Source organism: Shinella sp. GW821-FHT11G07, from assembly GCF_058808115.1.
On record NZ_JBXARJ010000004.1, the window covers coordinates 312,381 to 337,537 of the forward strand.

A 25,157-nucleotide genomic window follows, 5' to 3' on the forward strand; every position below is an offset into this window, starting at 1 on the left:
GGCGATCCTGTGCGTGCGGGGTGTCGGTCATAGCGCTTCTACGCGGTAGCAGCCGATTGGTTCAGAATCGTTCTAAAAAGAAATGCCGGCCCGGGAAAGCCCGGACCGGCAGAAAAAGTGGAGACAAATTGTCCTTATTTGGTCGGGATCGACAGCTCCGTGCCGATATGCAGCGCGCGCGGCCGCGGATTGTTGTTGGCCTCGGCAATCTTGCGCCACAGCGTACCGTCGCCATAGGCCGCCTTGGCGAGATCCCACAGCGTGTCGCCGCGGGCAATCACGTGCTTGCCGCCGGCGGTCGCCGCCGCGGTGTCGGATGTCGTGGTCGTGGCTTCCGAACCGGTCGCCGTGGTGGTTGTGGCAGATCCGGACGCAGCTTCACCCGTTGTCGCCGCCCCTTCGACGGTTTTTGCCGCCGTGTCCGTGGAGGTTGCCGTCTCACTCGTGGCTGGCTTGGCCTCGGTGCTGGTTGCGGTCTCGGCGGTTGCCGGGGTTTCAACGACCGTGGCTGCCGCGACCTCGGTGATGCGGCCGTCGGTATAGGGCTTGTAGGGGCGGTTCGCTGCTAGATAGTCGGCGACGACCAGTTCGAGGTTCGGGCCGAAATCGTAGGCGTTCATGCCGGCCTTGGCGAAGACGGAGTAACCGTCGCCGCCCGAGCGCATATAGTTATTCGAGACCACGCCGTAGGTCTTGGCCCGATCGAGCGGCACGAAGGCGTCGCCCTCCTTGACCTCGACGGAGACGACGCGGCTGCCTGGTGGCTTCGACTTGTCGAAGGAATATTTCATGCCGGAGACCTGCGGGAAGCGCCCGGCGCCTTCCTCGATCTGGCCGAGACCGTTTTCGAGGGCGGCGACGATATCCGAGCCCTTGAGCTGGAAGGTCGCGACGGTGTTCTGGAACGGCAGCACCGAGAGCACTTCGCCCATCGAGACCGGGCCGCCGTCGATCGAGGCTCGCAGACCGCCGCCATTGGTGATGGCGATCGTCATGCCCTGGGCCTTGGTGCGGTCAAGGATGGCGTCCGTCACGAGGTTGCCCATGGCGCATTCGGCCGCACGGCAGACTTCGCGCGAGCCGTCGATCGGCGAGGCACTCTCGGCGACGATCTTGTTCTTCAGTTCCTCGATCGGGCCACCGAGTTCCTTGATGCGGGCCAGCACGGCTTCATCCGGCTTGATGGAGCTGTCGATCAGGATCGGCTCACCGGACGATGCCTTCACGACGCCGGCGTCGTCGAAGACGACCTTCAGGTTGCCGAGATACTTCGAATAGGCGCCGGCCTGCACGACGGGCACCTTGTAGCCGCCGGGATTGTCGACCAGCGTCGGATAGGGGCCTTCCGCCTTGTCCGAGGTGTTGGAAAGAAACGTGTTGGTGTGGCCGCCAACCACGACGTCGACATCCGGGATTTTGGCGATTGCGGCCAGGTCGCGTGGATAGCCGACATGGGTGAGTGCGATGATTTTGTTGACGCCCTGTTTCTTCAGCTCGCCGATGGCGGCGGTGATATCGGCGACGTCGTCGCCGATCAGCACGTTCGGGCCGGGGGAGGAGAGTTCCGCCGTGTCGTTTGCCACGGCACCGACGATGCCGATCTTTTGGCCGCCCTGGTCCAGTACGATGAACGGCTTGATGCGGTCACCGAGCTTCGAGCTTGCGCTGGCCGCAACATTGGCGGTGACGACCGGGAACTGCACCTTGTCGAGGAAGGTTGCCAGCCCGTCGTCGCTGTCGTCGAATTCATGGTTGCCGACGGTCATGGCGTCGAACTTCATCAGGTTCAGGAACTCGGCTTCCACCGCACCTTTATAGGTCGTGTAGAACAGCGAGCCCTGGAAATTGTCGCCGGCATTCAGCAGCAGCACATTCTTGCCGGTCAATGCCTGGCGCTGGGCATCGATCGCAGCCTTGAGGCGCGCGACGCCGCCGAAGCATTCACCCTTGCCTTCCTCCTCGGCCGAGCAGGTCGAATCGAACTTGTTGATTGCCTCGATGCGGGAATGCAGATCGTTGATATGCAGGATGTTCAGCTCGTAATCGGCAAGCGCCGAGCCGCTGGAGAGCGCGATAAGGGAGGCGGCCAGAAGGCCGGATCGGAAAATCGTCATGGTCCTGTTCTCCTTGTTTGCCCGCTGCCGGCGGCGCGGGAAGGCCTGTCCGTTCCTGGGTAAACTGGAAACATGACAGCCGGCCGGTGGATGTTTTCACCGGTCGCGGGCAACTTCAAGAGAAAAGACGGCGGGCTGAGCCGATCGCCTGTTTATGCGCGGAAACGAAAAAAGGGCCTTGCGGCCCTTTGATCCGGATGGTGCCGTCGTTCAGGCGCGGCGGGCGAGCGAGAACTGCGCGCCTTCGGCGGTCGTGCAGTTGAGCTGGCTCTGGCTGACGAGCGCACAATTGACCTTGGATTGCGTGTTGCGCACCAGCGAAGTCATGTTGATCTCGACCAGCGTCGGCGAGGTCTTGATGTAGGTGCCGGATGCGAGAAGCTGGTTGGTGTCGGTCGTGCGCGTCGTGAACGTGCCGCTTGCGAAGGTGGAAACGATACCGTTCGGATCAACCCAGGCGCCATCCACACCAGTCTGCTGCTGGCGGACGGGCGGCAAGTCGCGTGGCGCGCGGTCCGATTGGCACGCGGTAAGTGCCACGGCGGCGGCCAGCAGGCTGAGGGCTGTGATCGGCTTCATTCGCATCTCCCAGGGTCACGGCGGGGCGAACCACCTGTCCAATTCGCCAGACCATGCCGCGAAGAGGCGGCGAAAGCAAGACGCGCTGCCCGGCGAGCGGGCATTATCCCATTGAAAGCGAAGACGCCCGCGGGTTTGCCGCGGGCGTCTGCATTCGGGTTTTATCGGGCTGTTCAGCGAACGAGAACGTTCTTGAACTGCCACGGATCCTTCGTGTCGAGGTCTTCCGGGAAGAGGCCCGGGCGGCCTTCGAGCGGGGTCCAGTCGGTGTAGTGGCCTTCGACCGGGCCGAGATAGGGCGTCTGCACTTCGAGGCAGCGCTTGTAATCGACCTCGTCGGCCTCGACGATGCCGGCCTTCGGGTTTTCCAGCGCCCAGACCATGCCGGCGAGCACGGCGGAGGTCACCTGCAGGCCGGTTGCGTTCTGGTAGGGGGCGATGCGGCGGGTTTCTTCCAGCGACAGGCGCGAACCATACCAGTAGGCGTTCTTGTCGTGGCCGTAGAGCAGCACGCCGAGTTCGTCGACGCCGTCGACCAGTTCGTTCTCGTCGAGAACGTGCAGGACAGGCTGCTGATGGCCGCCATTGCCGAACATTTCGTGCAGCGACAGCACGGCATCGTTCGCCGGATGGTAGGCATAGTGGCAGGTTGGGCGGTAGGTGACGTCACCGTCCTTGTCGCGCACCGTGTAGTAGTCGGCAATCGAGATCGACTCGTTATGGGTGACGAGGAAGCCGTATTGCGGGCCGGGCGTCGGGCACCAGGAGCGCACGCGCGTGTTGGCGCCGGGCTGTTCCAGGTAGATCCCGGCCTTGCAGCCCTTCTTGTGCTTCTTGGCGTTCTTCGGCATCCACTCTTCGTGCGTGCCCCAGCCGAGTTCGGCTGGCTGCAGGCCTTCCGAGATGAAGCCTTCGACCGACCAGGTGTTCCAGAAGGTGTTGAACGGCTTCGGGTTCTTGGTGCGCTGGGTGTCGCGCTCGGCGATGTGCACGCCCTTGACGCCGACCTTCTTCATCAGCTTGGCCCAGCCTTCGCGGTCGTCCTGCGCCGGCTCTTCGACCTTCAGGTCGAGATCCTTGGCGAGGTTGATCAGCGCCTGCTTGACGAACCAGGAAACCATGCCCGGATTTGCACCGCAGGTGGAAACGGCCGTGGTGCCGCCCGGATGCTTTTCCTTCTCGCGGCGAAGCGTTTCGCGCAGCGCATAGTTCGTGCGGTCGGCGTTCTTCATATCCTTGTCGAAGTAGAAACCGAGCCAGGGTTCGATGACCGTGTCGATGTAGAGCACGTCGAGCTTGCGGCAGAGCTTGATCAGGTCGACGGAGCCGGTATCGACGGAAAGGTTGACGCAGAATGCCTGGCCGTCGCCTTCGGTGAGCAGCGGCTTCAGGATGTCCTTGTAGTTTTCCTTGGTGACATGCGCCTTGACGTGGCGCACGCCGTGGCGGGCGTAGATTTCGGCGTCGGCAGCGTCTTCACGCGGCTCGATGACGATCAGCCGGTTCCGGTCATACTTGAAGTGGCGCTCGATCAGCGGCAGCGTGCCGCGCCCGATGGAGCCGAAACCGATCATCACGATCGGACCGGTGATTTCGCCATGTACCGGATAGGTGCTGTCTGCCATTTGGTTCTCCTGCGGACGGCCCGCTTTTCGCAAAAACAGGGCCTCTGAGGGCCCCATAGCATAATATGACAGCGCTAGAGCACAGTTTTCTGTCACAATAAAGGGAGAGCGCGGTCTTCGGCAGCGATATTCTTAATGCCCGTTTGACGACAGGGCTCTGCTTGCCAGGCTGGATTTACGCGAGGAGCTTTCACGCGGCCCGGCCAGGAATGCGATTCGGTGGAAGATCGGCCAAACCATGCCGGGTCGCGCTTCAATCGGTCTTGCGATTCTCACACGGCAGCGAGTTGGGCCAGGTGCCCCAGCAGATCTGTTCCCGCGCCGCCTGCGTTGATGGTTTCGAAATAGTCGTGCCATCCGGATGCCGCGATGCCGGAGACAAGTGCGCCGAGCGCCGCTTCGTCGGGGCAGCGCCACAGGGCAAAAAAGCTTTGCGGCGGGGCATGCAGAACCTTTGTGTCAACCTCCCCGAGAGCGATCGGCTCGACACCGAGAGCCGACAATCCGGCCATGCCGGCGCCGATGCCGGCGAAGAAGCTCTGCCGGTCTTGCGCGTCGAGAGCTAGCCATGCGGGTTTCGGGGTGTAAAGCTCAGCCAGATAGTGCGTCATACAATGTCCTTCCATGTCAGCGGTCGCGGCTGATGAACCGGAGCGCGTGCTTGCGGATTCGAGTGGCTGTCCGTTTTGTCAGGGGTAGGCTTTGGTCCTGCCGGCGTCGGTCTTCTGCCAGACACGATCGAGCAACATGCTCAGCAGGCGGCTTTCATCGGCACTCAGGTCCGAGAAAAGCGAGCCGATCCATTCGGCATGCTCGCGAAAGAGGGCGGCGGCCGTCGTCTCGCCTCTCTCCGTCAGGCGCACTGTGATCTTGCGGCGATCGTCGGTCGCATGATGACGGGTCAAGAAACCGTCCCGCTCCAGGCCATCGAGAAGCCCGGTTATCGTCGCGCGCGTTACGCCTGCCCGTTCGGCCAACTCATGCGGGGAAAGTCCGTCCGGCTGGTCCCGCAACAGGAACAGCAGAACAAACCTGCCTTCGGACAATTGGTGCGGGGCCAGGCGCGCGGCACAATCGCGATCGATTGCGGCGGTCAGCGCGAGCAGTTCAAAACAAAGCCGAAGCTCGCCGACACCGGAGTGGCCTCGGCGCTGCGCCTCCTCAAGCATGGCGTGGTGTTTTTGTTCGATATTCATACGTCGCCGTATAGTATGGCGGCTAACTATATGTCAACCTGCATGCTCGCTCGGGATCAGTCCGCGCAAAGAATTGCCGACGAAAACTATGCCATGGGCAAGGTCCTCCGGCCGCAGGACCTGCTCGACGGCCTTGCCGCTTTCGAGCAGTTCTTCCCGCAATATGCCGGCAAGCAGGCCGCAGGCGAGCGGCGGGGTTTTCAGGATGCCGGAACCATCATCCAGGAAGAGCGAGGTGATGGTGCCCTCGCAGAGTTCACCGTGCTCGTTGGCGAGGATCACCTCGTCGGCCTCCGTTGCCGGGAATTCGGCGCGGGCCGCAGCATAGGCCGCGCGGCGGGAGGTCTTGTGACGCAGCAGCGGGTCGGTGGAGGCGAGGCGGGTGGTGGCGACCTTCAGACGCCATGTCACGTCGGGGGCGAGGGGGGTGAACGCGGCTGTCTGCACGTCGATACGACCGTCCGCAAACAGTTCGAGGCGGACGCGCAGGGCGGCTGATGCATGGGTCGGAATGGCCGCGGTTAGCGCATCGCGTGCTTGCTCGCTGTTCGTGAACTTCAAGTCTTTTGCCGACCGCACCAACCGTGCCAGATGCCGCTCCAGCCGCACGAAACCGCCGTCCGGCTCCCAGCGCAAGGTCTCGATCAGCGAGAGATCCATTGATCCCCCACCGCATAGCGCGCCTTTAGCAGGGCTTCCTCGTATTCGGCTTCCGCGGTCGAATCGAAGACGATGCCGCCGCCGACGTTGAAGATTGCTTCGCCGCCCTCGTAGAGCGAGATGGTGCGGATCGCGACGTTGAAGCGCATGGTGCCATCCGGCACGATCATGCCGATAGCGCCGCAATAGGCGTCGCGCGGGCCATCCTCCAGGTCGTGCAGGATTTCCATGGCGCGCATTTTCGGTGCGCCGGTGATCGAGCCGCAAGGGAAGAGGGCGGCGAAGATGTCGCGGATCGAGGTGCCGGGCGTGAGCTTTGCCCGCACATGGCTCACCATCTGGTGCACGGTCGGGTAGGTCTCGACGGCGAAGAGTTTTGGCACATGAAGCGTGCCGACCTCGGTGATGCGTGAGATGTCGTTGCGCAGCAGGTCGACGATCATGCGATTTTCGGCCTGCGACTTGGGGTCGGCCTGCATGGCGGCGATGATCTCCGCATCCTCTGCCGCATTGGCGCCGCGCGGCGCCGTGCCCTTCATCGGATGCGTCTCGATCCAGCCGTCGCTGTCGATATCGAAAAACAGTTCCGGCGAGCGGGAAAGCAGTTGCGGCCCGTCGAGCGAGACGAACGCGCCGTAGCGCACCGGCTGGCGTTCGATCAGCGACCAGAAGGCGGCGAGCGGGTCGCCGGTCCAGCGGGCGCGGATCGGCATGGTGAGGTTCGCCTGGTAGCAATCGCCTTGTCGCAGATGCTGGTGAAGGCGGTCGAAGCGGCTGCGGTAGGTCTCGAAATCCCAGTGGGCTTTCGGCTCGGTGAGAAAAGGCTCGTTCTCGGTGCGCTGGCGCGGCTTCGTGAGCGGATGATCGTCCGCCGGCTTTTCGAAGATGCCGAAACTCATCAGGGGCGTCGGCCGGTTTTCGATGGCCAGCGGGGCCAGCTTCTCTTCGAAGAGATGGCCGGCCTCATAGCTCATGAAGCCGGCGATCCAATGGCCCTTTTCGTGCGCTGCCTGCAGGGCCGCAAAGGCGGGCTCGAAGCCGGCGCGGTCGCGCACGGTGACGACCGCGATCGGATCGGCGAAAACCACCGTCCGATCCTCGCGGTCGTCCCTGAGGAGCACATAGCGTTCGCGGTCGGTCATGCGGGCGTCCGGCTTCTTTTAAGAGGAGGCCTTATCAAGCGCTTCCAACTCGTCGATCAGCCCCTCGATCATCGACAGTCCCTTGCTCCAGAACGACGGATCGCTGGCATCGAGGCCGAACGGCTTCAGGAGCTCCGAGTGATGCTTGGTGCCGCCGGCCTTGAGCAGGTCGAAATACTTGGTCTGGAAGCCCGCGTCGGCTTGGCTGTAGACGGCGTAGAGCGAGTTCACCAGGCAATCGCCGAAGGCATAGGCGTAGACGTAGAAGGGCGAGTGGATGAAGTGGGGGATGTAGGCCCAGTAGGTCTCGTAACCCTCGGAAATCCGGATCGCCGGGCCGAGGCTTTCCTCCTGCACGGAGAGCCAGAGGTCACCGATCTGGTCGGAGGTCAGTTCGCCCTCCTTGCGGGCGGTGTGCAGCTTGCGCTCGAATTCATAGAAGGCGATCTGGCGCACGACCGTGTTGATCATGTCCTCGACCTTCTGGGCGAGCATGGCCTTGCGTTCGCGCTTGTCCTTCGTCTTGTCGAGCAGGCTGCGGAAGGTCAGCATTTCGCCGAAGACAGAGGCGGTCTCGGCAAGTGTCAGCGGCGTCGACGCCATCAGCGCGCCCTGGCCGCCGGCGAGCACCTGATGCACGCCATGGCCGAGTTCGTGGGCGAGCGTCATCACGTCGCGCGGCTTGCCCATGTAGTTGACGAGCACATAGGGATGCGCAGACGGCACGGTCGGATGCGCGAAGGCGCCCGGCGCCTTGCCGGGGCGTACCGGCGCATCGATCCAGCCCTTGTCGAAAAAGTCCTTGGCAATGTCGGCCATCTCAGGCGCGAAGGCGCCGTAGGCTGACAGTACGGTGTCGCGCGCCTCGTCCCAGGAGATTGTCGCGTCGGATGTCTCGGGAAGGGGCGCATTGCGATCCCAGAACTCCATCTGCTCCATTCCGAGCCATTTCGCCTTCATCGCATAATAGCGGTGGGAGAGGCGCGGATAGGCTTCGCGCACGGCCGCGGCAAGGGCTGCGACGACTTCCGGCTCGACGCGGTTTGCCAGGTGCCGGCTGTCGGCGATATCGGCGAAACCACGCCAGCGGTCGGAGATTTCCTTGTCCTTGGCGAGCGTGTTGGTGATCAGCGTGAAGGTGCGGATGTTTTCCTTGAAGGTCGCGGCCAGCGCCTGCGCCGCCGCGCGGCGGGCGTCGCGATCGGGCGACTGGAGCTGGTTGAGGGCGATTTCCAGCGGCACTTCTTCGCCGTCGATCGTGTAGCGCAGCGACGCCATGGTCTCGTCGAAGAGCCGGTTCCAGGCGGCCGCACCCGTCATCGACTTTTCGAGGAAGAGCTGCTCCGTCTTGTCGTCGAGCTGGTAGGGCTTGTCCTTGCGCAGGTCCTCGATCCACGGGCGATAGTGTCCCGCGAGCGCATCATTGTTCAGCGCCGCGTCGATGCGGTCATCCGCTATCCTGTTGAGTTCAAGCGAGAAAAACAGGAGATGCGCGCCGAGATCGGTGAGCTTCGACTGCATGTCGCCGTAGAACTTGCCGTTCGCCGGATCGGTCGTGTTGGTGAAATAGGTAAGGCCGGCAAAGGAGATGATGCGGCCCATCACGTCTTCCAGTGCTTCGAATTCGCGCACGGCGGCACCGATGCCGTCGTCACCGGTCTTTTCCGTCGCGGCGTCCAGCTTGCCCTTCCATTTGGCTTCGAAGGCAAGCGAATCCGCTTCCGCCTTCTTCATGTCGTTCTGGAATTCCGGCGAGGCCTGCGAGGGGTAAAGATCACCGAGGTTCCAGCCCGGAAGATCGCCCAGCTCGGCGGCAGCGGCAGCGTCGGCCGGTGCGAAGTCGATACGGGGTTCAACAAAATTTCGGGTCATATTCCATCTCTCTTCCAGGTGGTCGGATCGGTCGCCTTGCTTGCGTCGGCAATGGTTAAAATGCAAGCCTTTCTCAAAACGGCATGTTCAACCCTTTCTGCCAAGGTTCGCTGGTGTTCAGTTCCCTTGGGCATGCATGATGCATGTCTAGAGGCAAGGAGGTTCCAGTGACGGCCCATATTCTTGTCATCGACGATGATCCTGTCCAGCGCAGGCTGTTGAAGAACATGATCGAGCGCTCCGGCCATGTCGCCCATATGGCGGAAAACGGCCGCGCCGGCCTTGATATGCTCGATCGCAAGGGCGGCCTGATCAATGTGATCCTGCTCGACCTGATGATGCCGGAAATGAACGGTTCGGCCTTCCTCGACGCCCTCGCCGAGCGGGAGAATACCATTCCCGTGATCGTGCAGACCGGGCAGGGCGGCATCGAGACGGTCGTCATGGCCATGCGCGCCGGTGCCTTCGATTTCGTGGTGAAGCCGGTTTCGCCGGAACGTCTCGGTGTTGCCGTCGGCAATGCCTTGAAGATGGACCAGCGCGAAGGTCGCAGCCGCGGCGGACGCCGCAACCGCACCGAGAGCGTGCATTTCGACGACATCGTTTCGGCCAGCCCCGAAATGCTGCGTGTCATCGAACTCGGCCGCCGCGCCGCACAGTCGAACATTCCTGTGGTGCTGGAAGGCGAATCGGGCGTCGGCAAGGAAATGGTGGCCCGTGCCATCCAGGCGGCGAGCGAGCGGGCACACAAGCCCTTCGTCACCGTCAATTGCGGCGCCATCCCGCACAATCTGGTCGAAAGCATCCTGTTCGGCCACGAGAAGGGTGCCTTCACCGGTGCGACCGAGCGGCATACCGGCAAATTCATGGAAGCCGATGGCGGCACACTGTTCCTCGATGAGATCGGCGACCTGCCGCTCGAGGTGCAGGTGAAGCTGTTGCGCGCCGTGCAGCAGGGCGAGATCGAGACGATCGGCGCGCGCTTCCCGCAGAAGGTCAACGTACGCCTCATCTCCGCGACCAACCGCGACCTCATCAACGAGGTGCGCGAAGGCCGCTTCCGCGAAGACCTCTATTATCGCCTGAACGTCTTCCCGATCACCATTCCGGCGCTGCGCAAGCGCAAGGAGGACATTCCGGTTCTCGTGCGCGCCTTCGTGCAGCGATTTGCCGGTGAGCAGAAGCTTGCCCGTCCGCTCGGTGTTTCCGCCGACGCCATGGCGTTGCTGACCTCCTATGACTGGCCGGGCAATATTCGCCAGCTCGAAAACGCGATCTTCCGCGCCGTCGTGCTGTCGGAAGGTGCCGAGCTGAATGCGGCCGACTTCCCACAGATCGCCGCGCAGGTTCCGGGCTATGGGCTCGCCGAAGATGGTGCCATCACCTGGGAAGCGACAAGCCAGCGCCTGCCCGATCCCGGTTCGGAATCCCGCCTGCCGAGCGTCTATCCGGACTTCCGGCCGGCCGAATCAGCAAGCGCCGATACCGGCCCGGACAACGCCATTCTCAGCGTCGACAAGGGCGGCCATGTGCGCAAACTCGCCGAGGTGGAAGAGGAATTGATCCGCTTTGCCCTGAAATTTTATCATGGCCAGATGAGCCAGGTTGCCCGAAAATTGGGCATTGGCCGTTCGACTCTCTATCGCAAACTAAAGGACTATGGCATCGACCCAGACAATCCTGTGAAAGAAGCTGCGTAAAAACCCTTGGAATCCCGGCCACTTGCGATTTCTCGATTGCCGTTTATTTCCTGTTAGTGGATTGTTCACTATAACGGGTGCGGGATGACGAGTGTGGCGGATTTGCCATGCTCTCACCGCAATTGGCAGTCATTTGGGATAACGGACGTTCGTTGTCCTTCGGACGGGGAAAGAGTTGGCAAATTTGTTCGCATCGATGAAGCGCCCAGGGGCCTCCCTGCGCAGCCTCTGCAAAGCACTGTTGCACAAGCTGCCCAAGGCGCTGTCTACGGCCGTGCTTTCTGCCGCCCTCATTCTGCCCACGGCCTTTCCTGCGACGGTTCAGGCCGAGAGCGGCAACCGCACGCTCAAGCTCTATTTCATCCATACCAAGGAAAAAGCCGAGATCACCTTCAAGCGCAATGGCCGTTATGACCAGCGCGGCTTGAAGCAGCTCAATACGTTTCTGCGCGATTGGCGCCGCAACGAGCCGACGAAGATGGATCCGCGGCTTTTCGACCTCGTGTGGGAAGTCTACACCAAGGCTGGCGGCACGGGTTATATCAACGTCGTTTCCGCCTATCGCTCGCCCGCGACGAACGGCATGCTGCGTTCGCGCTCCAAGGGCGTCGCGAAGAAGAGCCAGCACATGCTCGGCAAGGCGATGGACTTCTATATTCCGGGCGTCAAGCTCGCGACGCTGCGCGCCACCGCGGTCAAATTCCAGGTCGGCGGCGTCGGCTATTATCCCACCTCCGGTTCGCCCTTCGTGCATCTCGACGTAGGCAGCGTGCGCGCCTGGCCGCGCATGAGCCGCCAAGAACTCACCCGTATCTTCCCGGACGGCAAGACCATGCACCTGCCGACCGATGGCAAGCCGCTACCGGGCTACCAGCAGGCGGTTGCGGATTACAAGCGTCGCGTCGGCGCAAACACCATCGAGGTTGCCGGTGGCGGCTCGACGCCGAGCGCATCCAAGCGCAAGGGCGGCTTCCTTGCTGCGCTCTTCGGCGGCGGTGGCGACGAGGATGAAGAACCCGAAATGATTGCAAGCAGCAACGTCACGATTGCCGATTCCTTCGATGAAGGTGGTGCATCGGGCGGTGCGACGGCGAAAGCCGTTGACGACAAGAAGCCGATCGCGACCGAGGCCGAAACGGAATTGGCGTTCACGGCGCCGGTTCCAGGCAGCCGTCCGGCCTTCAAGGCCGCCGAGACGACGACCAGCGAGCTTGCGCTTGTTGCTCCGACGACGAGCGGCGCTGTTGCAGCCCTCGAAGCGGCGACGGTCGAAGAGCAGAAGCCTGAATTCGAGGACCTTGCCTCCTATAAGATCCCGGTTCCTGTCACGCTCGGTGCACGCAACCAGGCCGGCGACGCCGTGCCGGGCGATGCTCAGGCTGGCACTGTCATGACTGCCGAAGCGGCGGTCGAGGATGCCGAAGAACTGGCCATGGTTCCCGTTCCGGGCCTGCGTCCGCAGGTCGAGCTGGACCAGTCGCAGACGGCGCTGATGGCGGCTGCGGAAGCGGATGTCGCATTGCCGCGGTCTGCCGATCGCTCCGGCCTTGCCGCACTTGCTGACCCGACGGTGGGCGAGACGCAGGGCAACCCGGTCGAGATGGCGGCGCTCGTTTCGACGCGAGACAGCGGCAGCCGTTCGATTGCCGGCCTCGATGCCTTTGACGGCAAGCCTGCCGAGGAGAGTGCATCCAAGGGCGGTCGCCCGAAGAAGAAGGATGCTGACGCGGCAAGCCGCGGCGCGATCCGCACCGAGCCGAAGCTGAACCAGAAGATTCTCTCGAAGTGGGCGCTGACCCAGGACCGCGTCGCGACGCTGTCCAAGCCGGTCAAGGCACCGCGCTTCGTCAGCCGGAAACTGCGGGCAGCACCGACCACCGTCTACATGGCCGGCTTCCAGCCGGAGGAGAAGTCGATCGATGCCGGCCGCTTCAGCGGCACTGCGGTCAACTTCATGGAAGTCCGCAAGTTCGAAGGCCGCGAAAACTAAGCGCCGGAAACAATCCAACAAAAAACCCCGCTGGAGCGATCCGGCGGGGTTTTTCTTTGGGTGCTTCGCGAGACGCTTATTCAGCTTCCGGCGGCAGTTCGAGCATGCCGAGGGCCTGGAGGTAGGTGTCGAGGATCGCTTCCTGTTCCATGCGCTCGTCCTTGTCCTGCTTGCGGATCTGGATGACCTTGCGCAGGATCTTGGCATCGAAGCCGGTGCCCTTGGCTTCGCCATAGACGTCCTTGATGTCGTCGGCGATGGTTTTCTTTTCTTCCTCGAGACGCTCGATGCGCTCGATGAATGCGCGAAGCTGGTCGCGTGCGACGCCGTGGGCATCCGACATGATGTTCTCCTTGGATAGGCTAGAAATTCAAAGGTGCCGTGACTTGCCGCGAACTTCCGGCAAGATCAAGGCCTATCGCGCGTTGCCTGGAGCAATCCCAGCAAAAGTGCGTAGCGATTTTGCGTCGGGAATTGCGTAAAAACAAAGAGGTAGAGCTTTTTCGCGATTCGAAGAAAAGCGGAAATACGCTAAGGATTTTCCCGCACGCGGCGTCATTCCTTCGGGCGGTTGACCTCGAAAGCTGTTTTCTGGGCATCGCTCGCCTCGCGCTGGTAGCGTTCGCGCCATTGTTCATAGGGCATGCCGTAGACGATTTCGCGCGAAGCGTCCTTGTCGAGCGGAACGCCCGCCTCGTTTGCCGCATCACGATACCAGTTGGACAGGCAGTTGCGGCAGAAGCCGGCAAGGTTCATCAGGTCGATGTTCTGCACATCGCTGCGTTCGCGCAGATGATTCACAAGGCGCCGGAAGGCTGCCGCCTCGAATTCCGTCTGCTGCTCTTTGCTCAGATCGCTCATCGTCTCATCCTCGGGGCTCAATAGGGCCCGGTGCGGGAGGGGAATATCTCGTATGTGTGCAGGGTCTCGTCGGCGTTCAACCGGCCGAGGATGGGAACAAGCCGCTCGACCCAGTTTGCAATGCCGGCCTCACTGCCGATTTCGTCCTGCCGGATTTCGATGAGCGCATGCGCGATGCCGGGCTTCATGCAGTGGCGAAACATCGTGTCGCCGCGCAGTGCCCCGTCATAGGGCTCGTTGTCGCCCACCACGACGTCGCCGAGCGCTTCCAGTTCGGAGAGCAGGGGGCGGACGGCGCGGTGGTCGCTATCCCAGAGTACCGTCACCTGCCAGGGCCGCGCCACGCCTTTCCAGGCGGGTGTGAAGGAATGCATGGAGATGACGAGCGGTGCCTTGTTGGTCTTTTTTGCCACCGCGCCGATCGTGCGGGACACGGCATCGTGATAGGGGCGGTGGAAGCTTTCCAGCCGGTATTGCCATTCTTCTGATGTGATTGGGTGATTGCCTGGAACGATCGCGCCGTCGGAAATGCGCATAACGAGCGTCGGGTCGTCCTCGCCGCGATTGGGGTCGATCAGCAGCCGGGAAAAGCGGCTCATGACGACCGGCACGTTCAGCCGGGCGTTCAGGCCGCGCACCACGCCCTCGACGCCGATATCGTAGGCGATATGGCGTTCGAAAGCGCTGTCCGGCAGGCCGAGCCGGCCGTAACGCGAAGGAAGAAGATTGGTGGCATGGTCTGCCAGAACGACGAGCCCGAGACCCGTGTCGCCGTCAATGATCTCGAAAGGGGAATGGTCGTGCATGTCTTTTGCCGATTGTGCGCTGCGCCTGCGACTGATTGCATGAGGCGACCCGGCTCGCAAGCTTCGGGAGCCTGCGGTTGCAGAAAGATTCCTTCTCCTTTTGTGAAAATGTAATCGATTGATGTTGCGTTGACATTCATGCCCCGGCGTCGCAAGAAAGCGCTTATTCAAATCAACGGAGTTCCATCGGAAGCCGTGAGAACCAAGAGCTATCGCCCGTTTTTCCCGAAAGCCAGCCGCCTTTTCCAGGCTGGGCTTTTCCTGTTTGCGGGCTTCTTCGCCCTTTCCGTTCCGGATGAGGCGAAGGCGGAATTCCGTGTCTGCAACGGTACGCAAAACCTTGTCGGCGTCGCCATCGGCTACCGCGCCAAGGAAGGTTGGATGACCGAAGGCTGGTGGCAGGTGCCGGCAACGACCTGCGCCACGCTGATCGAGGGCGAATTGCAGTCGCGCTATTACTACCTCTATGCCGAAGACGCCGCCCGCGGCGGCCGCTGGACCGGGGACGTCAACATGTGCGTCGCCGAAAACGAGTTCAAGATCACCGGCGTCGAGGATTGCTTCGCGCGCGGGTTCCAGCGCATGGGCTTCAAGGAATATGACACAGGACGGCAGGGAAGCTGGATGGTACAGCTTTCCGATACGCCAGGGACGCAGGAGAGCCAGAACTGATGAGACGGAACAGAAAAGTCAAAATCCTCGCCACGCTCGGGCCGGCATCGTCTGACGAGCAGATGATCCAGAAGCTGCATGAGGCGGGAGCAGACCTGTTCCGCATCAACATGAGCCATGCCAGCCACGATGTGATGCGCTCGCTGATCAGCCGCATTCGTGCGGTCGAAGCGCGCTGCGGCAGACCGATCGGCATCCTTGCCGACCTTCAGGGCCCGAAGCTGCGCGTCGGCAAGTTTGCCAACGGTTCGGAAGAGCTGAAACCCGGCCAGACCTTCACGCTCGACAACAAGGACGAGCCCGGCGACAACAACCGCGTCTACCTGCCGCATCCGGAAATCCTAGAGGCGGTCAAGCCCGGCCATCGCCTTCTGATCGACGACGGCAAGCTGCACCTGCGCGCCGAATCGTCCGACGGCAAGTCGATCGTCTGCACGGTTGTCTCCGGCACCAAGATCTCCGACCGCAAGGGCGTCAGCCTGCCCGACACGCTTCTCGGCGTCGGTGCGCTGACGGAAAAGGACCGCATCGATCTCGATGCCGTGCTTGCGACCGGTAGCGTCGACTGGGTTGCGCTCTCGTTCATCCAGCGTCCGGAGGATCTGGTCGAAGTGCGCAAGATCGCGCGCGGCCGCGTCGGCCTGATGTCGAAGATCGAAAAGCCGCAGGCCGTCGAACGCATCGACGAGATCATCGAGCTTTCCGACGCGCTGATGGTGGCGCGTGGCGATCTTGGCGTGGAAATGCCGCTGGAAGCCGTTCCCGGCATCCAGAAGCAGCTCATCCGCGCCTGCCGCCGCGCCGGCAAGCCGGTGGTCGTCGCAACGCAGATGCTGGAATCGATGATTTCCGCACCGGTGCCGACCCGCGCCGAAGTGTCGGACGTCGCAACCGCTGTCTTCGAAGGCGCGGACGCCGTCATGCTCTCGGCCGAGTCCGCCTCGGGCGACTATCCGGTCGAAGCGGTCTCCACCATGGCCTCGATCGCCAGCACGGTCGAGCGCGACCCGCATTATCCGGGCATCATCTACGCCCAGCGTGCAGCACCGGAAGCCACCGGCGCCGATGCCATCTCGCTCGCCGCCCGCCAGATCGCCGAGACGCTGAAGCTGTCGGCTATCGTCTGTTACACCTCGTCGGGCACGACGGGCCTGCGCGCCGCGCGCGAGCGGCCGGAAGTGCCGGTGCTGGCGCTGTCGCCGGTCATCGAGACGGCACGTCGCCTCTCGGTCGTCTGGGGACTGCACTGCGTCGTCACGGGTGACGCGGAAAATCTTGACGACATGGTCAACCGCGCCTGCCGCATCGTCGTTGCGGAAGAATTCGGCAAGCCGGGCGACCGCATCATCGTTTCGGCCGGCGTTCCGCTGCGCACGCCCGGTGCGACGAACATGCTGCGCATCGCCTATATCGGCGCCGACGGTGTCAGCGGCGTCTGATCGGAGTTGTTTTACTCTTCATGATCCTTTGCAAGGCGGGCTTCGGCCCGCCTTGCTGATTCCTGGAGGTCGCGATCCTTGCCGGCGATCTTCTCAAGCGCTTCGATGGCAAGGTCGGTCACGACGTAATCCGGCTTGTGGCCGAGATTGCGGATCCAGACGAGTTCCGATCCCGCGATGTCGCGCGCCAACCCGCGTGAGTGGATTTCCTCATAGACGACACCATCCTTGTCCCCGGTGATGATGACCGTGGGCGTGTGGATCTCGTGGTAGCGCGGCTGCACGCGGCCGACATAGTCAAGCAGGCTCGCGACGTCGATTGCATTGTTGCGGAAGGTGGTCGGCCGCAGCACGAGTGCGGGGGCTGTGGCTTCGATGTAATCGTCCGGGCGCGGGTTCGGGGCGAAGACGAAGCGGGTGCCGGTCTCGATGCGCGACAGGCCGGCGGGTAGCGCCGCGATGCGGGTGAACAGCCAGCCGATGACCGGCATCTTCGCCAGATCATAGTACCAGTCGACGCCGCCGGGCCAGGGATGGGTTGCCGGCGCGAGGAGGAGCAGGCCGGCTGTCTTGTCCGGGTGCCCCAGCGCGAAGCTTGCGGCCGTGGCGCCGCCGAAGGAATGGCCGACAATGATCGCCTTGCCAATGCCGCGCTTGTCCATCAGCCGCGCGATGGCGTTGGCCTGGCCGTCCGGCCAGGCGTTCTCCGGTCCGCCCCGGTCCGAGTAGCCGTGGCCCGGCCGGTCGAGGAACAGCAGGTCCGCCCGCCCCTCTAGCTTTTGCCGGAAGGCATGCATCGGGTCACGAAGGTTGCCGCTCGCGCCATGGATGAAGACGATGGGCGGCAGGTCGGCCGTGGCACCGGCCGGGACGAACACGCTGTTCATCGTGAGGCCGCCCACGTTGATGCGTTCGCCGATGTTCGGGAACTGCCGTTCGATGGCGCGCGTCTTCCACGCGGTGAAGACGAAACCGGCGAGCGCAAGAGCAAAGGGCGCGGCGAGAAGGACTGTCAGCATGAGGCGGATAGGGGAGGGCAAGGAAGGGTCCGGGTTGGAGTATCGATACCGATATCGCCGCGATCGGCGCAATGCCGCCGCTCCGGCACGGCAATCAGGTCCGCTGGCCGGTCAGCTTTTCCGCGAGCTCGCCCAGCTCCTTCTGTGCCTGCCGCTCGGTGGGGTAGACCTCCAGGAAGCGTTCCCACGCCTTCAGTGCCATCTCGTCGCGGCCGGTCTGCTGCATGATCGCCGCCATGCCGGCGAGCGCGCCGAAGTGGCGTGGCTCGATGGCGAGCACCTGGTTTATGTCGGACATCGACTTGCGATAGTTGCCCATCTTGAAATGCAGCGTTGCGCGGCGGTTCCAGCCCTCGACATAGTCCGGCTTCAGGCGGATCGCCTCGTCGAGGAAATCGAGCGCCGCGGCGTTCTTTTCCTCGCTCACGGCCTTGTCGGCCCACTGGATGATCAGGTTGATCGTGGCACTGCCGGAATCCTGCCATTCCCGACGGATCTGGTTCGAAATGCCGGTGGCCGCGTCCGGATTCGCCTCGCGCTTCAGTTCGCCGAACAGTTTGTCGAGGCGCTGGGCAGGCGTCGTGAAGGCGCCGGAGGAGGCGTCAAGCGAGGCCTTGTCCGCCGACTGCGCAAAAGCAGCGGTCGGTGCGGAGCCGATGAGAGAGAGGGAAAGGCAGATTGTACAAAGCATGAAAAAGCGCATGGCGGCCATGGTAGACCGCCAGCGCCGAACTTCAAATCAATATTTCTCGATCACCACAGGTGACCGCGACGCTTGATCAGCCCTGACGAGCCTTGAAGCGCGGGTTCTGCTTGTTGATGATGTAGATGCGGCCCTTGCGGCGAACAAGGCGGTTTTCGCGGTGGCGAGCCTTGAGCGACTTGAGCGAATTCTTGATCTTCATTTTTCTGATCCGCGTATTGCAGGGCGATACGAGCTCGCCGGATTTCTTCAATCAAAAACGCGCCGTTTCGGGCGCGCTTTCGGGTTGGCAGGCATGTACCCTGTGGTCTTTGTCCTGTCAACCGCAAGCGGCGGGTTTTCCGCGCTTCCGGCTGGTTTTCCAGTCTGTCTCAGTCGAGAATTTGCGTGATATGCCCCATTTTTCGACCGGGACGGGCTTCTGTCTTGCCGTAGAGATGGACCAGCACGCCGGGCTTGGCGAGCCAGGCGGGAACCTCGTCGATGTCGTCGCCGATGAGATTCTGCATCACGCAATCCGAATGGCGGCGGGGATCGCCGAGCGTGTGACCGGCGACGGCACGGATATGCTGCTCGAACTGCGAGACGATGCAGGCGGCCTCCGTCCAGTGGCCGGAATTGTGCACGCGCGGTGCGATCTCGTTGGCGACGAGCCCGCCATCCGCAAGCACGAAGAATTCCACGCCGATGACGCCGACATAGTCGAGCTGGTCGAGAATCGCCCGTGCCGCCTTGCGTGCCTGGTCCACCGTCGATTCGTTCACCAAAGCGGGCAGGGTGGAGGTGTGCAGGATGCCGTTGAGGTGGACGTTTTCCGCCGGGTCATAGCAGGCGATCGTGCCGTCGCCGTCACGTGCGGCAATGATGGAGATTTCCCGCTCGAAGGGCACGAAGCTTTCGAGAATCAGCGGTACGCCGCCAAGCGCCTCGAAGGCGCCATCGCGGCTTTCGGCCGGCGAGCGGAAGAGGCGCTGCCCCTTGCCGTCATAACCGAGCCGGCGCGTCTTCAAGACGCCGACGCCGCCGAAGCGGTCGAGGGCTGCCTCGAGGTCGGCCTGGCTGTCCACCGCGGCGAAATCGGCGGTGACGATGCCGCAATCGCGGATGAAACTTTTTTCGACCAGCCGGTCCTGCGAGACTTCCAGCGCGCGCGGCGGCGGGTAGACGGGAACGGCACTTCCCAGCGCTTCGGCGGCCGAGACGGGCACGTTCTCGAATTCGTAGGTGACGACGTCGGAGAGACGGGCAAGCTCGGCAAGCGCATCCGGGTCGTCATAGGCGGCGACGATCTGGGCGTTGGCAACCTGGGCAGCCGGACAATCGGCCTGCGGTTCCAGAATGACGGTGCGCAGGTTGAGGCGAGCTGCGGCCATGGCCAGCATGCGGCCGAGCTGGCCGCCGCCGACGATGCCGATCGTGCGGACCGTCATAGCGGGCCGTCCACGGGATATTCTGCTACAGCGTTCGACTGGTTTTCGCGCCATTCGTCGAGGCGATGGGCCAGTTCCGGATCGCTCAGCGCAAGCACGGCGGCGGACAGCAGCGCGGCGTTGACGGCGCCGGCCCGACCGATGGCGAGCGTGCCGACGGGAATGCCGGCGGGCATCTGCACGATGGAGAGCAGGCTATCCTGGCCAGACAGCGCCTTGGATTGTACCGGTACGCCGAAGACCGGCAGCGGCGTCATCGCCGCCGCCATGCCCGGCAGGTGCGCCGCGCCGCCTGCACCGGCGATGATGATCTTGAAGCCTTCCGCCTTGGCGCCGCGCGCGAAGCTGTAGAGCCGGTCCGGGGTACGGTGCGCCGAAATGATGCGGGCCTCGTAGTCGACACCGAGCGCATCCAGCGTATCGGCAGCGTTCTTCATCGTCTCCCAGTCGGACTGGCTACCCATGATGATGGCGACGGGGGGCGTTTCTGTTGTGTCCAAGGCTTCTCGTCCGGTTCAGGCGATGATGTCGGGGATGATCTGGTCTTCCAGTCTGGAGATCTTGTCCTTCAGGCCCAGTTTCTTCTTCTTCATGCGCTGGATTCTGAGGGCTTCGCTGCCGATCTGGATCATGGCGTTGATCGCGGCATCATAATCCTCGTGTTCTTGGCGCAGCCGTGCAACGGCAAGCCGCAATTCAGCCTGGTCCTGGTCTGGCATGCTATTCGTTCCCCTCGGCGGAGAGGTGGTTCGCCCACCTGTCTCCATTCTCGATAAAGGGTGCTCCTACCACGAAACCCCTGGTAACGGGAAGTTATCCCTTGCCACGTTTTCGCCTTCGACAAATGAAAAATGACATGGCACACTAGTTCTGTTGCAACCTGGACCACCCGGCGTGTGAATGACCGGGCGTAAGCAAAAGGAAGGAACTGTCACATGACGATTGAGGCCCATCTGGCTACGCTGGAAAAGAAGCATTTTGCTCTGGAGGAAGAGCTGCATGCTGCAGTTATCCGCCCCTCCTCGGAGGACCAGACGATCGCGGACATCAAGCGTCGCAAGCTGCGCATCAAAGATGAGATTGAGCGTCTTCGCTCCTCAGCTCACTGAAAAGACAGGGATTTTTCCAGAAATTTAAAGGGAGGCATGTCGCGAATACACATGGTCTGTATGGGAGGACCAGGGTAGGAGCCCGTTTCGCGAAACCACTTCCGTAAAATGAAATCGTAGACGTCGAGACGCCCTGGCCCGCTTGAAACGCGCGCCGGGGCGTTCTGTTTTAAGACGGGGCGGTGGGCTCTGTTCAGGCCCAGAACTGGTCGAGCCAGAGATTGAGCCCGTCGAAACCCTTGGCGTTGATCGCGTAGATGCGCTTTGTGCCCTGGGATTTCACGCTGACGAGATTGGAATCGAGCAGCGCCTTCAGGTGCTGGGAGACGGCCGGGCGGCTGATCGGCAGACCTTCGGAGAGTTCATTGACGGTGCGCGGTGCACGCCGCAGTTCCTCCAGCAGGAACCTGCGGTTTGGATCGGCAATCGCAGCGAAGGGATCGGGGTGCGCCATGGCTGAACGCTATGGCAAAGCAGCATTTGCGGCAAGTATTTTGTGCGCTGCAAAGTAACGCTTTAGACGAAGGCGCCCACGCCGTCATAGACAAGCTTGAGGCCTGCGATGAAGGCCATGGCGTACATGAAGGGATAGAAGACTTCCGGCTTCATGCGCTTGACCATGAACCCGCCGAGAGCCGTCGCCACGATGGCAAGCGGCACGAGCGTGGCAGAGATGGTGAGATTTGTCGTGTCGAGCTGGCCGAGCGCGAAATAGGGGCCGAGCTTGATGAAGTTGAGGATGGCGAAGAAGCGTACGGCGGCGCCGGTATAGTCGCGCGGCGGCAGTTTCAGCGGCAGGCCATAGACCTGGAAAGGTGCGCCGCCGGCATGCGCGACGAAACTGCCGTAGCCGGAAAGCGTGCCGAAGAAGGCGGCGGGGAGGAGGCGATGCGGTTTCGCCTGCACGATATGGCCGTGGCGCGCACGCCAGCTGATATAGAAATAGCGAACGGCGAAGAGCACGGTGATGAGGCCGATGATGAGGCGCAACGCATCGCGCGGCACATAGGCCGAGGTCGCCCAGCCGATGGCGATGCCGAGCAGGGCGCCGGGCAGCAGCATTTTCAAGAGCGTGCGGTCGTTGTGCTCGCGCCAGATCCAGAGCGAGACGCAGTCCATCACGACGAGGATCGGCAGCAGGATCGCGGCGGCCTGCACCGGCGGCACGGCCATGGCGAGCAGCGGTACGCCCATCAGTGCCAGCGCCTCACCCATCCCGCCCTTCGTCAGGCCGACCAGGAGAACCGCAGGGATGGCAGCGTAGTAGATGGAGGGGTCGATGGACATGGAGGGCGATTGATCCTGTTCGTTCTTCCGTCTAACCGCTTTGATCTGTTATGACGAGCCCCGACTATCTGAACCCAAGGGAAGTGCCCATTCATGTCCGACGTCGAAAACCGCTGCCGCCTGGTGTTGATCCTGCCCGAGGGCGACGACCTTTCCGCGCGCGCCGCAATGCTGGAAGGCGCGCTGAAGGGCGGTGACGTTGCCTCGGTGATCCTGCCGCAATACGGTCTCGATGACGGCCTGTTCCAGAAACATGCCGAAGTGCTGGTGGCGATCGTGCAGAATGCTGGCGCCGCGGCCCTTGTCGCCGGCGATACGCGGGTCGCGGGCCGTGTGAAGGCCGATGGCATTCATGTGACGGGTGCCGTCGGGGAGCTGGCCGAGGCCGTGGAGAAGTTCACGCCGCAGCTTATCGTCGGCGGCGGCAACGCCACCGACCGGCACAAGGCGCTGGAGATCGGCGATGTGCAGCCGGATTACATCTTCTTCGGCAAGATCGGCGGTGACATCAAGCCGGAAGCGCACCCGAAGAACCTGGCGCTTGCCGAATGGTGGGCCTCGATGGTGGAAATTCCCTGCATCGTGCTCGGCGGCACGGATCCGCAGTCGGCGCTTGCCGCAGCCGAGACCGGCGCGGAGTTCGTGGCGCTCGACAAGGCGGTGTTTGCCGATCCCGCGCAGGCGCCGCATGTAATTGCTGCCGTCAACGCTCTCCTTGACGAAAAAGCGCCACGGTTTGGGGAATAGTAGGCGCTCATGATCAGGGCCATGTTCTTTCAAGCTTGCCGTATGGTGCCGGTGGCGTTTCTCGCCACGGGCGTTCTCGTGGTTGCGCCCGCCTGGGCGCAGACAGTGAAGAAGGGACCGTCCGTCACTGCCGGCGACACCGGAGCGGAAGCGAAAGACCAGACGCCCGCGGTCGAGCCTGCATCCGTCGAAGACAAGCCTGCCGCGAAAACCGACAAGGACAAGCCTGCCGATGGCCCGTCGTCCGGGCTTTCGGTGCTGGACCGCATGGGTGTGGACCTGCCGGCGCTGCCGAAGGAAAAGCCCTTCGCCGGCAAGGTCGACGAGGCCTATGGCGCCTTCCAGCGCGGCCACTACCTGACGGCGATGGAGCTCGCGCTGCCGCGCGCGCAATTGGGCGATCCGGCGGCGCAGACGCTAGTGGCGGAAATTCTCGATCGCGGCCTCGGCGTGAAGCGTAACCGCGACCAGGCCATGTTCTGGTACGAGCAGGCGGCCGGCGGTGGCGATCCGACCGGCATGTTCAAATATGCGGTCCTCCTGATGGAGCGCTCGGGCTCGAAAGAGGACCGCAAGAAGGCCGACGAACTGATGAAGAAGGCGGCCGACCTCGGCAATGCCTCGGCACAGTTCAACTATGGCCAAGTGCTGGTTGCCGATAGTCCCGGTGAAAAGGGCCTGCGCGATGCGTTGCCCTACTACGAAAAATCCGCCGAGCAGGGCATTGCGGACGCGCAATATGCCCTGTCGCAGATCTACATCAACCTCACCGACCTGCCGGAAGAAAAGACCAAGCGGGCGCGTGAATGGCTGCTGCGTGCGGCGCGTGCCGGTTTCGATACCGCCCAGCTCGATCTTGGCATGTGGCTGGTGAACGGCACCGCCGGCGAACGCGACTACGATGCCGGCTTCAAATGGATGAAACGGGCGGCTGACGGCGGCAATCCGGTAGCCCAGAGCAAGCTTGCCCAGCTTTACATCCATGCACTTGGGACGCGGCCGGATCCGGTCGAGGCGGCGAAATGGTTCGTGCTGGCGCGCCGCGCCGGCCTCAACGACCCGTCGCTGGAGGACTTTTATCTCGGCCTCAACGACGAGCAGCAGAAGGCGGCGGTCACCGCGGCGAACAAGTATCGCTCGGGCTCTTAACCACCCCCATTTACCCTGTTGCACGATGCGATACCCTGCATTGCAGCGGATGCAGGGGCTCAAGACTTGAAACTTCGGGGGATTTGTGGTCTTGAGGCCTCAAATCCCGGTCCCGGTGCGTTTGCGCGCCGCGGCTCTTGCCGTCCCCGAGCGCCGGATATTCCCGAAGGACTTAAGTTTATGGCTCGTTCAGCTCTTCTCAACGTCATGGTTCAGGCCGCTTTCAAGGCCGGAAAGTCGCTCTCCCGTGATTTCGGCGAAGTGCAGAACCTGCAGGTCTCGGTCAAGGGGCCGGGTGAATACGTCGCGCAGGCCGACCGCAAGGCGGAAAAGCTGATCCGTGACGAGCTGCTGAAGGCGCGCCCGACCTATGGCTTCCTCGGCGCCGATGGCGAAGAGAGCATCGGCACGGACGGTGCGCATCGCTGGATCGTCAACCCACTCGACGGCACGACGAATTTCCTGCACGGCATTCCACTTTTTGCCAGCACCATCGCGCTGGAGCGCAACGGCGAAATCGTCGCGGCCGTGGTGCTGAACGCCGCGACGGACGAGCTTTTCACCGCCGAGCGCGGCGGTGGCGCCTTTGTCAACGATCGTCGCCTGCGCGTCGCGGCCCGCAAGAGCCTCTCCGATGCCGTCATCGGTTGCAGCGTGCCGCATCTCGGCGATGGTAACCACGGCAAGTTCCTCATCGAGCTGCGCCATGTGATGGGCGAGGTCGCCGGCGTGCGTCGCCTCGGCTCCCCCGCACTGGACCTCGCCTATGTCGCGGCCGGCCGTTTCGATGGTTTCTGGGAACGGGACCTCGCGCCGTGGGACATTGCGGCAGGCATTCTCCTGATTCGCGAAGCCGGCGGATATGCAAGCGATCTCGATGGTGGTAGCGCGATGTTCGACACCGGCACGATCGTCGCCGGCAACGAATATATCCATAAGGCGCTGCGCGACGTCGTGCACCGCCCGGTGCCCACCCGTTAAAAGCCTGTATCCGGGCGGCGCATTCCGCGCCGCTGTTGCTGCTAAGCCCTTCAATTCGGCTTAATCTTCCTCTAGT

General features: G+C 62.8%; 27 protein-coding genes. 8 read left to right on the forward strand and 19 right to left on the reverse strand.

Annotated elements, in window-relative coordinates; translation table 11 throughout:
* Positions 1-134 precede the first annotated feature (134 nt).
* The 8 genes from AC1RT2_RS10445 to AC1RT2_RS10480 form a co-directional block, all read right to left on the reverse strand.
* Positions 135-2,114: a 5'-nucleotidase C-terminal domain-containing protein gene (locus tag AC1RT2_RS10445; protein WP_493101671.1), complete on the reverse strand. Its 1,980-nt coding sequence runs from the start codon at positions 2,112-2,114 to the stop codon at positions 135-137.
* Positions 2,115-2,324: 210 nt separating this feature from the next.
* Positions 2,325-2,693, reverse strand: coding sequence for an outer membrane lipoprotein Omp10 (gene omp10 / locus AC1RT2_RS10450; RefSeq protein WP_069061165.1), 369 nt, complete (start codon positions 2,691-2,693; stop codon positions 2,325-2,327).
* A gap of 173 nt (positions 2,694-2,866) precedes the next feature.
* Positions 2,867-4,318, reverse strand: a complete 1,452-nt coding sequence (locus AC1RT2_RS10455) for a homospermidine synthase (RefSeq protein WP_069061166.1) — start codon at positions 4,316-4,318, stop codon at positions 2,867-2,869.
* A gap of 272 nt (positions 4,319-4,590) precedes the next feature.
* Positions 4,591-4,929: a DUF6616 family protein gene (locus tag AC1RT2_RS10460; protein WP_493101674.1), complete on the reverse strand. Its 339-nt coding sequence runs from the start codon at positions 4,927-4,929 to the stop codon at positions 4,591-4,593.
* Positions 4,930-5,007: 78 nt separating this feature from the next.
* On the reverse strand, positions 5,008-5,487 hold the full coding sequence (locus tag AC1RT2_RS10465; protein WP_493101676.1) for a MarR family winged helix-turn-helix transcriptional regulator: 480 nt from the start codon (positions 5,485-5,487) through the stop codon (positions 5,008-5,010).
* Positions 5,488-5,547: 60 nt separating this feature from the next.
* Positions 5,548-6,174, reverse strand: coding sequence for an aminotransferase class IV family protein (locus tag AC1RT2_RS10470; RefSeq protein WP_493101678.1), 627 nt, complete (start codon positions 6,172-6,174; stop codon positions 5,548-5,550).
* Entirely contained in the window at positions 6,159-7,316 is a 1,158-nt protein-coding gene (locus tag AC1RT2_RS10475; RefSeq protein ID WP_493101680.1) for an aminodeoxychorismate synthase component I, read from the reverse strand. Before AC1RT2_RS10475 ends, AC1RT2_RS10470 begins: the two co-directional genes overlap by 16 nt.
* Positions 7,317-7,334: 18 nt before the next feature.
* The gene (locus tag AC1RT2_RS10480) at positions 7,335-9,188 is read right to left on the reverse strand and encodes a M3 family oligoendopeptidase (protein ID WP_069061171.1); all 1,854 of its coding nucleotides are present in this window, start codon (positions 9,186-9,188) and stop codon (positions 7,335-7,337) included.
* A gap of 167 nt (positions 9,189-9,355) precedes the next feature.
* Here AC1RT2_RS10480 and AC1RT2_RS10485 point away from each other — a divergent pair, with 167 nt between their 5' ends.
* Positions 9,356-10,888: a sigma-54-dependent transcriptional regulator gene (locus AC1RT2_RS10485; RefSeq protein ID WP_069061172.1), complete on the forward strand. Its 1,533-nt coding sequence runs from the start codon at positions 9,356-9,358 to the stop codon at positions 10,886-10,888.
* A 175-nt stretch (positions 10,889-11,063) separates the two neighbouring features.
* Complete coding sequence (gene mepK, locus AC1RT2_RS10490) at positions 11,064-12,878, forward strand: peptidoglycan L,D-endopeptidase MepK (RefSeq protein ID WP_493101682.1); 1,815 nt, start codon at positions 11,064-11,066, stop codon at positions 12,876-12,878.
* Between the two features lie 76 nt (positions 12,879-12,954).
* Here mepK and AC1RT2_RS10495 read toward each other — a convergent pair whose 3' ends face one another.
* The 3 genes from AC1RT2_RS10495 to AC1RT2_RS10505 form a co-directional block, all read right to left on the reverse strand.
* A complete protein-coding gene (locus tag AC1RT2_RS10495; RefSeq protein ID WP_493101684.1) occupies positions 12,955-13,221 on the reverse strand; it encodes a DUF2312 domain-containing protein in 267 nt (88 codons plus the stop codon).
* Positions 13,222-13,433: 212 nt separating this feature from the next.
* Positions 13,434-13,739, reverse strand: coding sequence for a DUF1244 domain-containing protein (locus AC1RT2_RS10500; RefSeq protein ID WP_493101686.1), 306 nt, complete (start codon positions 13,737-13,739; stop codon positions 13,434-13,436).
* Between the two features lie 17 nt (positions 13,740-13,756).
* Positions 13,757-14,545 (reverse strand): N-formylglutamate amidohydrolase, encoded by a 789-nt coding sequence (locus tag AC1RT2_RS10505; RefSeq protein ID WP_493101688.1) that lies wholly within the window; start codon positions 14,543-14,545, stop codon positions 13,757-13,759.
* Positions 14,546-14,806: 261 nt separating this feature from the next.
* Between AC1RT2_RS10505 and AC1RT2_RS10510 the strand changes: the two genes are divergently transcribed.
* Together AC1RT2_RS10510 and pyk are read left to right on the forward strand one after the other, a co-directional pair.
* Positions 14,807-15,217, forward strand: a complete 411-nt coding sequence (locus AC1RT2_RS10510; RefSeq protein ID WP_493101824.1) for a DUF1036 domain-containing protein — start codon at positions 14,807-14,809, stop codon at positions 15,215-15,217.
* Positions 15,217-16,656 (forward strand): pyruvate kinase, encoded by a 1,440-nt coding sequence (gene pyk / locus AC1RT2_RS10515; RefSeq protein ID WP_069061177.1) that lies wholly within the window; start codon positions 15,217-15,219, stop codon positions 16,654-16,656. The genes AC1RT2_RS10510 and pyk overlap by 1 nt, the downstream gene beginning before the upstream one ends.
* Positions 16,657-16,667: 11 nt before the next feature.
* On the opposite strand, the gene AC1RT2_RS10520 is transcribed toward pyk, so the two are convergent.
* From AC1RT2_RS10520 to AC1RT2_RS10545, 6 genes are all read right to left on the reverse strand, one after another.
* On the reverse strand, positions 16,668-17,675 hold the full coding sequence (locus AC1RT2_RS10520) for an alpha/beta fold hydrolase (protein ID WP_493101826.1): 1,008 nt from the start codon (positions 17,673-17,675) through the stop codon (positions 16,668-16,670).
* A 94-nt stretch (positions 17,676-17,769) separates the two neighbouring features.
* Positions 17,770-18,387, reverse strand: coding sequence for a tetratricopeptide repeat protein (locus AC1RT2_RS10525; RefSeq protein ID WP_069061179.1), 618 nt, complete (start codon positions 18,385-18,387; stop codon positions 17,770-17,772).
* Positions 18,388-18,454: 67 nt separating this feature from the next.
* The gene (gene ykgO, locus AC1RT2_RS10530; RefSeq protein WP_024271182.1) at positions 18,455-18,580 is read right to left on the reverse strand and encodes a type B 50S ribosomal protein L36; all 126 of its coding nucleotides are present in this window, start codon (positions 18,578-18,580) and stop codon (positions 18,455-18,457) included.
* A 169-nt stretch (positions 18,581-18,749) separates the two neighbouring features.
* Positions 18,750-19,808: a 5-(carboxyamino)imidazole ribonucleotide synthase gene (locus tag AC1RT2_RS10535; RefSeq protein WP_493101691.1), complete on the reverse strand. Its 1,059-nt coding sequence runs from the start codon at positions 19,806-19,808 to the stop codon at positions 18,750-18,752.
* Positions 19,805-20,272, reverse strand: coding sequence for a 5-(carboxyamino)imidazole ribonucleotide mutase (purE, locus tag AC1RT2_RS10540; protein WP_069061632.1), 468 nt, complete (start codon positions 20,270-20,272; stop codon positions 19,805-19,807). Before purE ends, AC1RT2_RS10535 begins: the two co-directional genes overlap by 4 nt.
* Positions 20,273-20,323: 51 nt before the next feature.
* Complete coding sequence (locus AC1RT2_RS10545) at positions 20,324-20,527, reverse strand: YdcH family protein (protein ID WP_069061181.1); 204 nt, start codon at positions 20,525-20,527, stop codon at positions 20,324-20,326.
* Between the two features lie 216 nt (positions 20,528-20,743).
* Here AC1RT2_RS10545 and AC1RT2_RS10550 point away from each other — a divergent pair, with 216 nt between their 5' ends.
* Positions 20,744-20,917, forward strand: a complete 174-nt coding sequence (locus tag AC1RT2_RS10550; protein ID WP_069061182.1) for a YdcH family protein — start codon at positions 20,744-20,746, stop codon at positions 20,915-20,917.
* 193 nt (positions 20,918-21,110) lie between these two features.
* Here AC1RT2_RS10550 and AC1RT2_RS10555 read toward each other — a convergent pair whose 3' ends face one another.
* A complete protein-coding gene (locus AC1RT2_RS10555) occupies positions 21,111-21,371 on the reverse strand; it encodes an ArsR/SmtB family transcription factor (protein ID WP_069061183.1) in 261 nt (86 codons plus the stop codon).
* Between the two features lie 62 nt (positions 21,372-21,433).
* The gene (locus AC1RT2_RS10560; protein WP_069061184.1) at positions 21,434-22,204 is read right to left on the reverse strand and encodes a sulfite exporter TauE/SafE family protein; all 771 of its coding nucleotides are present in this window, start codon (positions 22,202-22,204) and stop codon (positions 21,434-21,436) included.
* A 93-nt stretch (positions 22,205-22,297) separates the two neighbouring features.
* Between AC1RT2_RS10560 and AC1RT2_RS10565 the strand changes: the two genes are divergently transcribed.
* The 3 genes from AC1RT2_RS10565 to AC1RT2_RS10575 all read left to right on the forward strand — a co-directional run bounded on the left by AC1RT2_RS10565 (position 22,298) and on the right by AC1RT2_RS10575 (position 25,081).
* Entirely contained in the window at positions 22,298-22,951 is a 654-nt protein-coding gene (locus tag AC1RT2_RS10565) for a thiamine phosphate synthase (protein ID WP_493101694.1), read from the forward strand.
* A gap of 21 nt (positions 22,952-22,972) precedes the next feature.
* Positions 22,973-24,100 (forward strand): tetratricopeptide repeat protein, encoded by a 1,128-nt coding sequence (locus AC1RT2_RS10570; RefSeq protein ID WP_493101696.1) that lies wholly within the window; start codon positions 22,973-22,975, stop codon positions 24,098-24,100.
* Between the two features lie 180 nt (positions 24,101-24,280).
* A complete protein-coding gene (locus tag AC1RT2_RS10575; protein ID WP_069061187.1) occupies positions 24,281-25,081 on the forward strand; it encodes an inositol monophosphatase family protein in 801 nt (266 codons plus the stop codon).
* The last annotated feature ends 76 nt before the right edge of the window (positions 25,082-25,157 follow it).